Below are 13,016 nucleotides of genomic sequence, written 5' to 3' on the forward strand. Positions count from 1 at the left end.
ACCGTCTGATCGGTATGGCAGACACACTGTCCGACGACGAGATCGCAGAGCGACTGCCCGACGGCTGGGAGCGAGACGGCGACGAGATCGTCCGCGTGTACGAGTTCGACTCCTACCTCGCGGGCGTCGGGTTCGCCGGCGGTGCCGGCGGGCTCGCAGAGGAGGCGTTCCACCACCCGGAGATCACGATCCGGTACGCGGAAGTCGAGGTGCGGCTGACGACCCACGACGCCGGCGGCATCACGGAGAAGGACACGGAGTTGGCGGCGCGGTTCGACGAGCTGGCCGACTAAGCCCGTCGGACAAACGCTCGTTTCAGTCACCGTCCGGTTGAAGTAGCTGCCGGCCGCAGCCGTGAGTGCCCGCCGCGACGATCTGCCCCGTCGTCGCGCTGGGTGGACTGCCCATCCGCCGTGGCTCCCCCTGTCGGCCACGCAGTCCCCTTTCCTGGCCTGGAAACGTTGATACGGGCGCTAGCCACACACTTTCCAGATACAATTCTTCTATTTAACATTATTATCTGAAGTTTGTATCTATTTACAATTTTCTATCGGAAAGGAAGTAAAAGAAGAAAAGCTTATATTATCTCGGCTTTACCTAATACACATAGACGAGAGTTCCAGGCTGTCAGATGTGACAGGCTCAAAAAGAGAGTTCCTCAAGATGTTGTGCGCAGGGGGCAGTGCAGCCTCCTTGTCAGGAGTGGCGTCTGCCGGAGACAGTGCGTACAGACCAGACGTTGAAGTTAAGCAACTGTCTAAACAAAGAGCCGAATCACTGTACGAGGCGGTGTCAGCGGACGAGACGGTGAGGAGCACGCAGGAGTACGCTCGGACAATTGGCGGTGAATTCGACCTGACAAGCATCACTGGGTACACGCTGACGGAGGGCGGGAGGAGTTTACACAACCTCAAAGTCGGTCTACAGGACAGAGAGGGCTCTGTAGACATCCGAGTCGGGGAGAACAACACTGCTACATTACTGACAGTGGACAACGAGGTCGGTGTTGATGCGTACGTGTCCACTGACGGTACAGTCTCGGCTAACTCTCTGTCAAGTGTGCAGGAGTACACTGAATGGCAGAGTAGCGCAGTGACGGCACAGGGTGATTTCGACTGTAAGAACGTCAATATCGGGTTCGTGTGCGACTTCTTCCAGGTCCTGGCCGCAGGAGCGACTATCGTGATAACAATCATACAGCCAGAGACGGCACCGATTACGATCAAGGCCAGTCAGCTTATTGCTGCTGGATGCACTCTCGGTGATTTTCTACCAGGGAACTCAAGCTGCGATATAAGTACCGTGGACTTTTGCACCAAGTTCAATTGCTTCGACGAAGTAGGAGTCATATACTGTGGGTTTATCCCAGACGTAAAGCTGAAGATATGTGAGTAGATGTTGAGACTATTAGCGGTCGTACTGCTCGTCTTAGTAGTTTCTTTACTATCCTATTATTTTTCTAGACTTCAGTACAGTGAAAATCTGAGAAGTTACACTACTACAGCTGGAGGTATTGTCTCTGCACTTTTTTTATTAATATGTTTACAGATTATATAAATATTGTAGATAGAACCTTTGGGACGGACTTTGCCACGGGCATACCCCTGTTGGCTGCTCTGCTGTGGATTTCTATAGTTATCCAGAATGTTAGCATGAGTACAGAATTAGAATAACTACGGGTCATAAAGCACCCTATTTCTTTCAGAGTTCTTAAATCGACTCGTATCGTCTCGTGCGTGTGCGACTAGACGACTTCGTGGAGTACGAGGCGGACACGGACGCCCGGCGTCGGCGCCTCGCCGAGGAGAAGTCGTACGAGCTCCTCGACCACCTGGAGTCGTTCGAACACCGGTTCGCGGAGGCGACCGGCGGGAGCGACCGCTTCGGCTCCGTCTCGCCGGCGATCTTCGTCGGCCGGGCGAACTACCCCAACGTCTCGACGGGCATCCTCTCGCCGGTCGGTCACGAGGACGACGCCGCGCGCTTCGAGACCTCCGGCGAGTGGTACGAGGAAGGGGTGTCGATCTCCGACGTGTTCCGCCGCCGGACCTCGCTCCTGAACGCCACCCGCTCCGTCGACCGAGACGTGCACGACGCCGCTCGGACGGCCGGGGCCGCCCGCGACGACGGACTGCCGAACGTCCACGACGCCTGGACGGGCTTCCTCGGCACGCAGCGCGAGGTGGCCATCGCCGACCGACCGGTGGACGTGGAGGTGGGGCTCGCGGAGGGCCCGAACGTGGACTTCGACCCGGGGCGCGACGACATCTCCACGCCGACCGGGCCGCGGGCGGAGGCGGCGACGGCGGAGCTGGGCGAGAACCCCCACGTCCCCCGGCCGGTGGAGAAGACGCTCGAAGACGACGACTGGCGCGCGGAGGAGGCGATCAACTACCTCTACAATCGCGGGTTCGACGTGTACGAGATCAACACGATCCTGTCGGCGGGCGCGCTCGGACAGACGGAGGAACGCCGGCTCGTCCCGACGCGGTGGTCGATCACCGCCGTCGACGACACCGTCGGGGGGTTCCTCCGCGGGTCGATCCGGTCGAACTCCTCCGTCGACGGCGTCCGGGTGTACCACGACAGCTACCTCGGCAACGAGTTCTGGGTCGTGCTCGCGCCCGGCAGTTGGGAGTACGAACTCGTGGAGGCGAAGGCGGCCGGCAGCATCTGGAACCCGACGGCGACGGAGCCGTGGTACGCCAGCGACCGGGAGGGCCGCGAGGGTCGGACGGGCTACCCGGAGGAGACCGCCGGGGCGTACCACGCCGCCCGGCTGGGCGTGCTCGAACACTTAGACGAGATCGGCCGCACCGGGAAGGCGCTCGTCGTCCGGTACGTCTCCCCGGACTACTGGGGCCCGGCGGGGGTGTGGCAGGTGCGCGAGTCCGTCCGGCACGCCTTCGAGGGGACGGTCGGCGAGGCGGAGACGCTGGGCGACGCCGTCGCGGCCGTCGCCGACGAACTGCCGATCCCGCTCGCGGCGCTGCGTCGGAAGTCGACGATGGTCGACGGGCTCCAGTCGACGTTGTCGTCGTGGGGCGAACGCGGGAGCGACTGAGTCAGTCGTCCAACCGTTCGAACGCCTCGTCGACGAGTTCACCCGTGTCGGCGATGATCGCGTCCATCTCCTCCGTGTCCGTCGGCAGCCCGAGCAGTCGCGCGATCCGCATGATCGAGACGTGGTACACCTCCTGGCGGCCGGGCTCTAGTTCGTGGACGACGACGTTACACGGGAACAACGCGCCGATCTGGCCGTCCGTGGCGTCCAGCGCCCGGTCGGCCATCTGCGGGTTGCACGCCCCCAGGACGTAGTAGGGGTCGCGGTCTGCATCGTCGGACTGCGTCCGACTGCTTGAGGCGCTTCGCGCCTCTCTGTCGACCTTCTCGTTGAGCATCTCCGACGGGGAGAACTCCGTCGCCATCCCGAAGCCGGCGTCCGAGAACGTCTCGCGGACGTGGTCGACGGCCGTCTCGTGGTCCATCGCCAGTTCCGTGCGGGCTTCGCCGAACTGTTCCGGGTCGACTTCTGCGGGGTCGAACGGGAGGTTCACGGTCGTAGGTGGGTCGGGCGCTACTAAACGCTGCCGCGGTGCCGTACCGTGGTCGGCCTCCCACCCGCTAGCCCGACTTCGACGCCGGACGAGGCAGTTTTCCCGCCCTTGCGAGGTCATCGCCCTCCCACGGCTCTATCGGCAGTCGTGGGATGTTGCCGACCAGAGGTACTTCTTTCGACTATCGTGACACCCCCCGAGACTGCGAGACAAGCGTTTTCGGTCGGCCCCGCGGACGGAGTGACGTGACAGAGATCACGGAGGGTGGCGTCACCGTCACCGTGGAGGAGGCCCGCGACGGGGCCAGCGACGGGACGAGCGACGCGGTGTTCTTCAACCCGGAGATGGAGCTGAACCGCGACCTGACGGTAGCGGTGCTGCGGGCACACGCCGACCGGGCGGGCGCGGGGACGTACTTGGACGCGACGGCCGCGTCGGGCGTCCGAGCGACGCGGGCGGCCGCGGAGGGGTACACCGTCACCGCGGCGGACGTAGACCCGGACGCCGTCGCGCTGGCGAGAGAGAACCTCGCAGACCACGACGACGCGACGGCCGTCCACGAGGACGCCAACGTCCTCATGCACGAGTCGCGCTTCGACGTGGTGGACCTGGACCCGTACGGCTCCCCGGTGCCGTTCGCGGACGCGGCCCTCCGGAGCGCGACGGAGTTGGTGTGCGTGACGGCGACGGACACCGCCCCGCTGTGTGGCGCACACTTCGAGAGCGGGCGACGGCGCTACGAGACGACACCGCGCAACACGGAGTACCACCCGGAGATGGGGCTGCGGGTGTTGCTGTCGTCCCTCGTCCGGACGGCGGCGAAACACGACGTGGCCGCGCGACCGATCTGTTCGCACGTCTCGCGCCACTACGCCCGGACGTACCTCCGTGTCGACCGGTCCGCGACGGCCGCCAACGAGGCGGTCGGGGATCTGGGCCACGTCTACCACTGTCAGGACTGTCTCTACCGGGAACACGAGCGGGGGCTGCTGGCGGACGCGCCGGGTGACTGCCCGAACTGCGAGTCGAACCGGCTCGTCACCGCCGGGCCGCTGTGGCTGGGGGAGATCGCGGATCCGACGTTCGTCACGGACGTGCGGAGCGCCTTAGACGACGAGATGGGGGAGGCAGACCGCGCCGACCGCCTGTTGGAGACGGTCGGGAACGAACTCGGGACGCCGACCCACTACGACCAACACCGGCTGTGTGAGCTGTGGGGGCGGCCGGCGTCGGCGATGGACGACTTCGTCGGGGCGCTGCGTGCGGCCGGCCACGAGGCCGCTCGCGCCCACTACTCCGGGACGGCCTTCGAGACGGACGCGACCGTCGCGGAGATCCGCGCCGCGACGGAACACCTCGGGTGAGAGACCCGCCGGGACTACGGCGCGACGCGACGGTACCGCACCCGTCGCTCGATCAGCAGCCACACGACGACCGTGAGCGCGCCGAGGGTGTTGGCGACCTGGTCGTACAGGCTGAACTGGCGGCCGGGCAGCGGGGCCTGGAGCAGTTCCACGACGAAGCCGTACGCCGCGACGCCGACGACGACCGCCACTGCCCGGGTGATCGGGCGGTCGCGCAGCGTCGCGGTGGCGTACGCCGCGAGCAGCGCCAGGACGGTGTAGCCCGCGAAGTGGACGTACTTGTCGAAGAACGGCCCGGCGCTTGGGGGCGACGCCTCCGTGACCAGCGAGAAGTACGCGATCGTGCCGGCGACGACCAGAACGGCGGCGACGCGCAGACCCCGAGGGATCAACGGCACTCGGACGACCGGCGAGCGGTCAGCCATGGTCACAGGCTCCCCCCGCCGGCGGCGTAACTCCACCGACTTCGGTGGGTCGTCTCTGAGAATCAGAATCGGTAGCGACCCGGCCACATTTATGTGTGGCAAGCGGTTCTCTCCCGACGAATGCCGTCAGGAGAGACCGCGTCCGGCCGTCGCCTGGTGGTCGTCGCCGCGTTCCTCCTGCTCGTCGCCGGGGTCGCCGTTCCGGCGCTCGCCCAGGAGGGGACCACGACGCCGACCGGGACGCCGACCGGAACCGCCCAGGGGGCGTCCGGCGGGAGTGGGCCCGCCGGAATCGTCGTCGACGCGGACGGGGGCGGCGAGTACACGAACGTCACCGCGGCCGTTCGCGCCGCGGGACCGGGTGACACCGTCCGGGTGACCCCGGGCACGTACACGGGCCCCGTTCGGATCGACGAGTCGATCACGCTCGTCGCCCCCCAGGGTGCCGTGCTCGACGGCCGCGACGGCGAGGGGAACGCCGGAGTCGTCGTCGTCGGCGACGCCGCCCCGACCGTCCGCGGGTTCACGCTCGTCGGCTACACGGTCGGCGTCGAGGCCTACGCCACCACTGGCGACTGGACCGTCCGCAACGTGACGATTGCCGACAGCGGCCGTGTCGGGGTGTACGCCGCCCGTTCGACGGGCGACTGGACGGTCGCCGAGACGACCGTCTCGGGGACGGACGGCGTCGCCGTCGGCGCGTTCGCCGCCCGCGGCGACTGGCAGCTCGAACGCGTGACGATCACTGGGACGGAGGGTGTCGGGATCAACGCGCGGGCCTCCGCCGGCGACTGGACGGTGGCGTCGACGGAGATCAACGGGACGACTGCCGGCTCGACGCTCTCGACGTCGTGGGCCGGCACGGCCGTCTACGCCGCCGGCACGCGTGGGAAGTGGGTGGTAGACGGCTCCGCGTTCGCCGACAACGCCGCGCCGGTCGTGAACGGGACCGGCGCCGCGCCGTCGGGGGACGCGACGAAGAACTACTGGAGCAGCGCGGCGAGCAACGGCTCCGGCGCCGCAGACGGCACCTGTGTCGGCGCCGTCGACTGCGGTAGCACACTCCCGGTGCGGCCGACCGGCGCCGTCGGCGACCCGTCGGCACAGTTGCGTGCGGGCGCCGGGGGCGGCGGGCTCCCGCTCGTCGGGATCGCCGTCGCGGTGGTGGCGGTGCTCGGCGTGGTCGGCGGAGGGTTCCTCGTCGTCCAGTACGTCGGTCCCGACGCGGTGTTGGGCCCGCTGGAGGGGGTGATCGGGGGTGTTCTCTCGAACGGTGGGGGCGGTGCCCGTCAGATCGCGATCGAGAACGTCGGCGACGAGTCCGTCACCTGCCGGGTGGAGTGTCTCACGGACGACGGCGTGGAGTTCCAGTACGACCTGACACTCGACAGCGGGGAGAGCCGCGAGGCACGAGAACTGCCCGGGAACAGCCGTTTCGCGGTGAAGGTACAGGTGGACGCCGCGGACGCCGCCGCGGAGTTCGACAGCCCGACGGACGTGATCGTCCAGGTGGTGCCGGGCGACTGCGAGGTCGCAGCCGTCTAGCCCATTCCGGGCGGCGGGTCCTGACCGAAGTCGTCGTCTTCGGTGTCCACGTCCAACCCCATCTCCTCGCGGCGGGCTCGGAGCTCGCGGATCTGCCGGAGGTAGTACACCACGCCGCCGGCGGCGACGAGGCCGCCGACCGCGAGCACCACCGCCAGGATGCGGAGGTCACGCGGCATGTAGAACTGGACGACGACGGAGTCCGTCGTCACGTCCGAGACCGTGATGTGGACCCGGTCCCGTTCGTCCGGCGACGAGATCCGGTCCGCCGGCGGGGAGACGCGCCCGAACACCGGCAGCGACGCCCGTCGCCCGGGCGGGAGGACGACCTCGTAGTCACCCTCTACGTACGTCGGGATGGCGAACCGCTTGGGCGAGCCGCCGGAGGTGACACCCAGTTTGTCGCCGGTGACGTTGCCCGCGGGGAAGGTGACGGTGACGCTCTCGCGCGACTGGTCCACCTCGCCGCGCTCGGCGAGCGTGGTGCCGTCGATCACGGTTCCGTTGGGGTACTGGTACCGAATCGCACTCACCGACAGCGGGTTGCGACCGCCGAAGCCGTCGCGCCGGAACAGCTCGACCTCCTCGCCTTCTGCGTCGTACACCGCCTCGAAGGTCGTGTTCTGGTGGATCGTCACGTGAGCGTCGGCGCTGGCGTTCCACTCGTAGCTCCCGCCGGGGGGAGTCTCGTCCAACTCAGAGTCGTCCAAGCCGCCGAAGCCGCCGAGACAACCGGACAGCGCGATCAGGAGGACGAGCGCGATCAGCCCGCGGGTCCGTCGTGTTCCGAGCATGAGAGCGTAGACGAACGGAGTTAGGGCACCACACACTTCAGTTCCGCGGGGAGCCGGTCGCCGACGGCGGCCAGCAGCCCCGGCGGGTCCGTGTCCTCCCGGCAGACGACGCTCTGCTCTAACAGCCCCAGCCGCTCGACCGTCACCACGTCGCGGGCGTGGCCGGCCCGGTTGACCGTCGCCCGCACCTCCGCCCGGGTGGCGTTGTTGACGTTCACCCGGCCGTCGCCCCGCTGCCAGCCGTACAGCGTGTCGCGGGTCTCCTCGGTGAGTTCGTGGTCGCCGTCCGCGTCGTAGACGAACGACAGCGGGGTGTGTTGGACCAGTCCGAACCGGTCACGGATCTGGTCTGCGCCCCCGACGCCGAGCCCGAGCCCGTCCGTGTCGATCTCGACCTCCGTGCCGGTGTCCAGGACGAACGTCTCCTCGTCCCACGACTCCAGGGTGCCCGTGTACGTCTCACCGTCGTCGAAGTGGTCCGTGATCGTGCCCCACTGCTCGCGCAGGAGGTTGCGGGCGACCTCGGCGTCGTCGCCCGTGAGGGTGACGGCGACGAACTCGTCGCCACGCACGCCGACGTCGTAGTCGACCGTCAGTTCCCCGACCGCGTCGGCGACCAGCGACCCCATCCCGTCTGTGGCGCGGTCGCGGGCGTCGCCGGCGACGTAACACTTCGTTGCGAGAACGACCATCGATCAGGCCTCTGCGGGCTCCCGGTCCCGGTCGACGCCGAGCTCGTCGCGTAGCTCCGCGATCCGGTCTTCCACCGACTCCAACAGCCGCGAGTTCTCCATCGACTCCAACGGGGAACCACACTCCGGACACTCGAAGCCGAACTCCATCGCCTCCTCGAACTCGAAGCGGATGGAGTCCACCTCACAGAGGTAGAACTGGTGGTCGCGCTCGTAGTCGCGGCGCTCCTCCATCCCCTCCAACAGGCGGTGGAGCTCCTCTTCCAGGTTCTCCGGGATGTTGTCGTACTGGAACGTCCAGAGGTACGTGAGCCAGCCGGAGTCCTCGTCGCGGACGCGGCGGTACGACGCCAGGTCGTTCTCGTAGAGGATGAACAACGCCCGCCGCACGTCGTTCAGCTCCAAGCCGAGCTCCTCGGCCAACTCCTCGTCGGTCACCTCGCCGTCCGGCGGGGCTGCCGCGACCGGCATCCCCGTCGGACCCACGAGTTCGTGGAGGTACTTCTGGATCACTGGGTCCTCTAGGAGGTCCTCAAAAGCCATTACAGGAACTTGTGGTGTGCGCCGGTTTCAACGTTCCGGTGGGGGCGGCCTCGTCTCGCCCACGAGAACGAGGGCACGACTTATACCGCTCGGCGTGGTACCGTTTAGCATGGCACGCACGGCGCGAGACGACGACGACGGCGACCGTCTCGGGACAGCCTCGGCGGCGGAGACGGCCCTGGCGGCGGCCGTCGACGGGACGGTGACCGATGTGGAGTGGTGGGCACACCGGCTGCTCGGGCCGGAGGAGCGAGCGGTAGAGGTGTACCGCGGGACCGTCCTCGACGGGGAACACGACGACTACTTCGTCGTCGTCCACGGGCGGGACGGCCACAGCGAGGGCACCGTCTACCCGGCCGACGCCGTCGACTCCGTCGCCGACCTGTTCGCCACCTACCGGGCCGACACGGACGCCGACGTACCCGGGTGACCCCACGAGCAAGCTACTTGAGTGGCGGCTCCGTCTCTCCGGCCGTGACACTTCTCGTTCCGTACGACGGGTCGGAGCTCGCAGACACCGCGACCGTCCGTGCGGCGTCGTTCGGCGAGATCTTGGACGAACGTGTCCTCGCGGTCACGGTCGTCCCACGCGACAACGCGCGGTACGCCCGTAGCCACGAGTGGCTCGCCGACGGCGAGGCGTTCCACCTCGACACGGTCGCCGAACGGCTCCGCCGGCGTGTCGCCGAGATCGCGCCGACGGCGGAGTTTCGGTACGACCTCGTCGACCGAAACGCACCGCCCGGGACGATCTCGAAGCGACTCCGTCGGATCGCGGCGGACGAAGACACCTCGATGTTGTTCGTCGGCAGCGAGAACGCCGGGCGACTCACCCGTTCTGTCGCGTCCGTCGGCTCCGGCGTCGCCGCCGACGCCGGCTACGACGTGGTGATCGTCAGACAGGCGCGCCCGGCCGCCTCGACGGCCGTCAGGGCGGTCGAAGGAGAGTTGGAAGACGGCGTCGACGCGGGCTAGCGTTCGATCAGTTCGACCTCGTGGCCGTCCTGGTCTCGGGTGAACGCGTAGCTGTAGCCGCACGACTCGGGGTCGCGGTACGCCTCGCTCTCCCGGTCGACGACCGTCTGCCAGTCGTCCTCCAGGTCGTCGACCCGGACACAGAGGTGACCCCAGGCGTCACCCATCGTGTACTCTCGGCCGTCGTAGTTGTACGTCAGCTCCACCGACATCGCCTCCTGGGCGGCGCCCTGCGGCTCCAGGAAGTAGTTGGCGAACGTGTCCGCCTCCCAGCGCCCGGCCGGGAGGTACTCGAACGTCCGGGCCCAGTAGCCCAGCGCCTCTGTCGCGTCTTCCACGCGCATCATCGTGTGGTCGATGGACCACCGGGCGCCGTGGTCGCGCTCGACGATCTCGATCTCGTGGCCGTCCGGGTCCGTCACGAACGCGTACCCGGGGTTCTCCTCCGGCGGACGGTAGTCCTCGACGCCTTCGTCCATCAGCTCCGCGTACGCCGCCTCGACGTCCTCGACGCGGACAGCGATGTGCCCCCAGGCGTCGCCCATCTCGTAGCTCCGACCGTCGTGGTTGTGCGTCAGCTCCAAGATGGCAGCGTCCTCGTGCATGTCTTCGGGCCCGAGGAAGTAGTTCGTGAACGTCTCTGCCTCCATCTCACCTTTCAGCTCGTAGTCCAGATGTGTCGTGTACCAGTCGAGTGCCTCCTCGTCGTCCTCCACGCGCATCATCACGTGGTCGAGCGTGTACGCCATGTCCGTGTGGTCGGGTCGCGCGTTCGATAAGACTACCGACAGCCGACACGACTGTCCGCTTCACGCGAGCAGACCGCCGACGGCCGCCCCGACGACCGCCGCGAGCAGGGTTCCGCCGCCGAATCGGACGGCCGTCCACACGTCGCCGTCGGCGAGCAACGACTCCGTCTCCACCGCGAGCGAGGAGTACGTCGTGAACGCGCCACACAGTCCGGTCCCCAGCAGTGTCGCCACTGTCGGCGACAGGCGCCCGGCTGCGACGGCGCCCGTCACGACCCCCAACAACAGGCTCCCGACGACGTTCACGAGGGCCGTCGCCCGGCGTCCCTCCAGTAGCCGGCCGACGATTGCCCGCGCTGTCGCCCCCACGGCGCCGCCGGCCGCGACCGCCGTCGCTTCGACGGGCGTCACAGTCGTCCCCCCAGTCTGACCCCGACCGCCGCGGCGACGATCCCCAGCCCGTACGTTCCGGCGACGTACGCGGCCGCGACCGGCGGCGGCAGCGTCAGCGTCTCGAGCGCGAACGTCGAGTACGTCGTGAACGACGAGCAGAAGCCCGTCGTGGCGAACGACGCGACCCGGTCCGGCAGCGACCGCGCGATCAACAGCCCCAGCAGGAGGCTCCCGGCGACGTTCGCGGCGAGCGTCCCCGGCGGCGTCCCGACGGCGACACCGACGGCGTGTCGGGTCACCGCACCGACCGCGCCGCCGGCCGCGACGAGCAGGAGGCGTGTTCGATCCACGCTCGGACTCGGACGGGGGGCTACTCCTCGGTTTCGGAGCCGTCGCGTCTCTCGGCGACGGTCGTGGCTCGCGGGCTCGTGCCGCCGTGTGGGGTCCACCGTTCCCGGACGGTGACCGTGTGTGCCGCCTCGCGCGTGTCGTCGACGACCAACGCCACCCCCCGTTCTTCGGGCAGCCGCTCGCCGACCCCGCCGGCGAGGTAGCTGGGTCGCGTCGCCGCCAGCCGCTCGCGGTCCGACGAGCCCGTCAGGGCGTGTGCGACGAGCAGGTCCGCCTGCGTCACCGCCGTCTCCGGGAGCGCCGACGGCCGCTGGGTGGCACAGACGACGGAGACGCCCGGCGTCCGTCCCCGCGTGTACAGCCTGTCGAGCGCCGGCCCCGCGACGCCGTCGAACCGGACGTGGGCCTCGTCCACCAGGAGCCACGGGAGCCGGTCCGGTTCGTCGGCGAGACACGCCTCGTAACACCCCCGTGCGAGCACGCGACAGACGGCGTCGGTCGCCGGATCCGGCAGCCCCGCACAGTCGACGACGACCGGGTCGCCGTCGGTCAGCAGGTCTGCCGGTCTGAGCCCGCCGTCGCCGAACACCCCCCAACGGGTCGCCCGTCGGAGGTGGACCGCGGCCACCCGACGGACCCCGGGGTCGACGGCCCCTTCCGCCGCCGACAGCGACGCGACGGCCGCGGCGAGCCCGTCCGCGTCGGCGACGGTCTCCCAGACGACCGCGCCCGCGGGTGTCGTCGGGTCCAGTCCGACGAGCGTCGGCCACGCCCGTGCCGGGAGGTCACCGGCTCGGACCCGAGGCGCGACGGGGTCGGACAGCCCGCCGAACTCCCCCAGCGTGTCGACGACGACTGGCGTCACCCCTGGCGCCTCCGCCAGCCCCTCCGCGAGCACCCCCAGCGTGTGTGACTTCCCCGAGCCGCGCTTGCCGACGACGACCGCCGCGTGTGGTCGATCGGTGTCGAGCCGCACCGCACCGCCGGTCGTCCCGTCGCGCGCACGGTGGTGACCGAGCGGGAGGCTCGCCGCGTCGCCGTCTGCGTCGCGCCCGAGTGTCGTCACGGGGGGTTCTGGCCCCGGGTTAGTACTTCAACCTACGGACGAGGGTTGAAAGGTGGTGCCGGGACCAGACGCCCCGTGTTCGACTCCGACAGCGGAGGCGACGACGGGGAACAGAGCGAGACCAGAGGGCTCTGGCGGGACCGCCGTGGGATCGAGGGGCTACCGATCAGGCTCGTGATCGCGCTGGTCGTCGGCGTCGCCAGCCTGGGCGTGATGATGAGTATGGTCGACGGGATCGGCGGGATCCAGACGACAGAACTGGACGCCCGTCCGACGCCGGAGGTGACGACGGTCGGCGAGCAGTCACTGACCGTCGGTGTCGTCGGCGGGGGTGAGCCGGTGACGGGCGCGACCGTCGTCGTGACCGCCGGCTCCGCCGGGTTGGACGGCCCAGTGACGGCCGAGACCGGTCCGGACGGCAACGCCACCGTCACCGTCGCGCCGACGCTGGGCCCGAACCAAGCGGAGGGAACGCTCGTAATCGAGATCAAACCACCAGCCGGCGGGCCGTACACCGACCGCCGTGCGAACACGGAGGTGTTGGTCCTCGCGGAGTGACCGG

At 68.3% G+C, this 13,016-nt stretch carries 17 protein-coding genes; 8 read left to right on the forward strand and 9 right to left on the reverse strand.

What is annotated here, in order from left to right:
- Nucleotides 1–14 precede the first annotated feature (14 nt).
- From RYH79_RS13405 to RYH79_RS13415, 3 genes are all read left to right on the forward strand, one after another.
- Entirely contained in the window at nucleotides 15–293 is a 279-nt protein-coding gene (locus RYH79_RS13405; RefSeq protein ID WP_370899941.1) for a 4a-hydroxytetrahydrobiopterin dehydratase, read from the forward strand.
- A gap of 340 nt (nucleotides 294–633) precedes the next feature.
- Nucleotides 634–1,395, forward strand: a complete 762-nt coding sequence (locus RYH79_RS13410; RefSeq protein ID WP_370899943.1) for a hypothetical protein — start codon at nucleotides 634–636, stop codon at nucleotides 1,393–1,395.
- Between the two features lie 343 nt (nucleotides 1,396–1,738).
- Nucleotides 1,739–3,064 carry a hypothetical protein gene (locus RYH79_RS13415; RefSeq protein ID WP_370899945.1) on the forward strand — a complete coding sequence of 442 codons (1,326 nt, stop codon included), beginning with the start codon at nucleotides 1,739–1,741 and terminating at the stop codon, nucleotides 3,062–3,064.
- 1 nt (nucleotide 3,065) lies between these two features.
- Here the strand turns inward: RYH79_RS13415 and RYH79_RS13420 are convergent, their stop codons facing one another.
- Nucleotides 3,066–3,557, reverse strand: a complete 492-nt coding sequence (locus tag RYH79_RS13420; RefSeq protein ID WP_370899947.1) for a DUF302 domain-containing protein — start codon at nucleotides 3,555–3,557, stop codon at nucleotides 3,066–3,068.
- A 245-nt stretch (nucleotides 3,558–3,802) separates the two neighbouring features.
- Here RYH79_RS13420 and RYH79_RS13425 point away from each other — a divergent pair, with 245 nt between their 5' ends.
- A complete protein-coding gene (locus tag RYH79_RS13425; RefSeq protein WP_370899949.1) occupies nucleotides 3,803–4,921 on the forward strand; it encodes a tRNA (guanine(26)-N(2))-dimethyltransferase in 1,119 nt (372 codons plus the stop codon).
- 14 nt (nucleotides 4,922–4,935) lie between these two features.
- Here the strand turns inward: RYH79_RS13425 and RYH79_RS13430 are convergent, their stop codons facing one another.
- Nucleotides 4,936–5,346 (reverse strand): VanZ family protein, encoded by a 411-nt coding sequence (locus RYH79_RS13430; protein ID WP_370899951.1) that lies wholly within the window; start codon nucleotides 5,344–5,346, stop codon nucleotides 4,936–4,938.
- Between the two features lie 120 nt (nucleotides 5,347–5,466).
- Between RYH79_RS13430 and RYH79_RS13435 the strand changes: the two genes are divergently transcribed.
- The gene (locus RYH79_RS13435; RefSeq protein ID WP_370899953.1) at nucleotides 5,467–6,891 is read left to right on the forward strand and encodes a right-handed parallel beta-helix repeat-containing protein; all 1,425 of its coding nucleotides are present in this window, start codon (nucleotides 5,467–5,469) and stop codon (nucleotides 6,889–6,891) included.
- On the opposite strand, the gene RYH79_RS13440 is transcribed toward RYH79_RS13435, so the two are convergent.
- The 3 genes from RYH79_RS13440 to RYH79_RS13450 are packed head-to-tail and all read right to left on the reverse strand — an operon-like array spanning nucleotide 6,888 to nucleotide 8,920.
- Nucleotides 6,888–7,685: a DUF5803 family protein gene (locus RYH79_RS13440; RefSeq protein WP_370899955.1), complete on the reverse strand. Its 798-nt coding sequence runs from the start codon at nucleotides 7,683–7,685 to the stop codon at nucleotides 6,888–6,890. The genes RYH79_RS13435 and RYH79_RS13440 overlap by 4 nt on opposite strands.
- 20 nt (nucleotides 7,686–7,705) lie before the next feature.
- Complete coding sequence (locus tag RYH79_RS13445; RefSeq protein WP_370899957.1) at nucleotides 7,706–8,377, reverse strand: DUF2110 family protein; 672 nt, start codon at nucleotides 8,375–8,377, stop codon at nucleotides 7,706–7,708.
- A 3-nt stretch (nucleotides 8,378–8,380) separates the two neighbouring features.
- On the reverse strand, nucleotides 8,381–8,920 hold the full coding sequence (locus tag RYH79_RS13450) for a transcription factor (RefSeq protein ID WP_370899959.1): 540 nt from the start codon (nucleotides 8,918–8,920) through the stop codon (nucleotides 8,381–8,383).
- 109 nt (nucleotides 8,921–9,029) lie between these two features.
- Between RYH79_RS13450 and RYH79_RS13455 the strand changes: the two genes are divergently transcribed.
- Nucleotides 9,030–9,350 (forward strand): hypothetical protein, encoded by a 321-nt coding sequence (locus tag RYH79_RS13455; RefSeq protein WP_370899961.1) that lies wholly within the window; start codon nucleotides 9,030–9,032, stop codon nucleotides 9,348–9,350.
- 44 nt (nucleotides 9,351–9,394) lie between these two features.
- Nucleotides 9,395–9,895: a universal stress protein gene (locus tag RYH79_RS13460; RefSeq protein ID WP_370899963.1), complete on the forward strand. Its 501-nt coding sequence runs from the start codon at nucleotides 9,395–9,397 to the stop codon at nucleotides 9,893–9,895.
- Here the strand turns inward: RYH79_RS13460 and RYH79_RS13465 are convergent.
- The 4 genes from RYH79_RS13465 to RYH79_RS13480 are packed head-to-tail and all read right to left on the reverse strand — an operon-like array spanning nucleotide 9,892 to nucleotide 12,454.
- A complete protein-coding gene (locus tag RYH79_RS13465; protein WP_370899964.1) occupies nucleotides 9,892–10,644 on the reverse strand; it encodes a VOC family protein in 753 nt (250 codons plus the stop codon). The two genes, RYH79_RS13460 and RYH79_RS13465, sit on opposite strands and share 4 nt — an antisense overlap.
- 60 nt (nucleotides 10,645–10,704) lie before the next feature.
- On the reverse strand, nucleotides 10,705–11,055 hold the full coding sequence (locus RYH79_RS13470) for a fluoride efflux transporter FluC (protein ID WP_370899966.1): 351 nt from the start codon (nucleotides 11,053–11,055) through the stop codon (nucleotides 10,705–10,707).
- Complete coding sequence (locus RYH79_RS13475) at nucleotides 11,052–11,387, reverse strand: fluoride efflux transporter FluC (protein WP_370899968.1); 336 nt, start codon at nucleotides 11,385–11,387, stop codon at nucleotides 11,052–11,054. The genes RYH79_RS13470 and RYH79_RS13475 overlap by 4 nt, the downstream gene beginning before the upstream one ends.
- Before the next feature lie 20 nt (nucleotides 11,388–11,407).
- Entirely contained in the window at nucleotides 11,408–12,454 is a 1,047-nt protein-coding gene (locus tag RYH79_RS13480; protein WP_370899970.1) for an ATP-binding protein, read from the reverse strand.
- A 75-nt stretch (nucleotides 12,455–12,529) separates the two neighbouring features.
- Between RYH79_RS13480 and RYH79_RS13485 the strand changes: the two genes are divergently transcribed.
- Nucleotides 12,530–13,012, forward strand: coding sequence for a DUF7382 domain-containing protein (locus tag RYH79_RS13485; protein WP_370899972.1), 483 nt, complete (start codon nucleotides 12,530–12,532; stop codon nucleotides 13,010–13,012).
- Nucleotides 13,013–13,016: the final 4 nt, after the last annotated feature.

The organism is Halobaculum sp. MBLA0143, from assembly GCF_041361465.1.
Taxonomy (GTDB): domain Archaea; phylum Halobacteriota; class Halobacteria; order Halobacteriales; family Haloferacaceae; genus JAHENP01.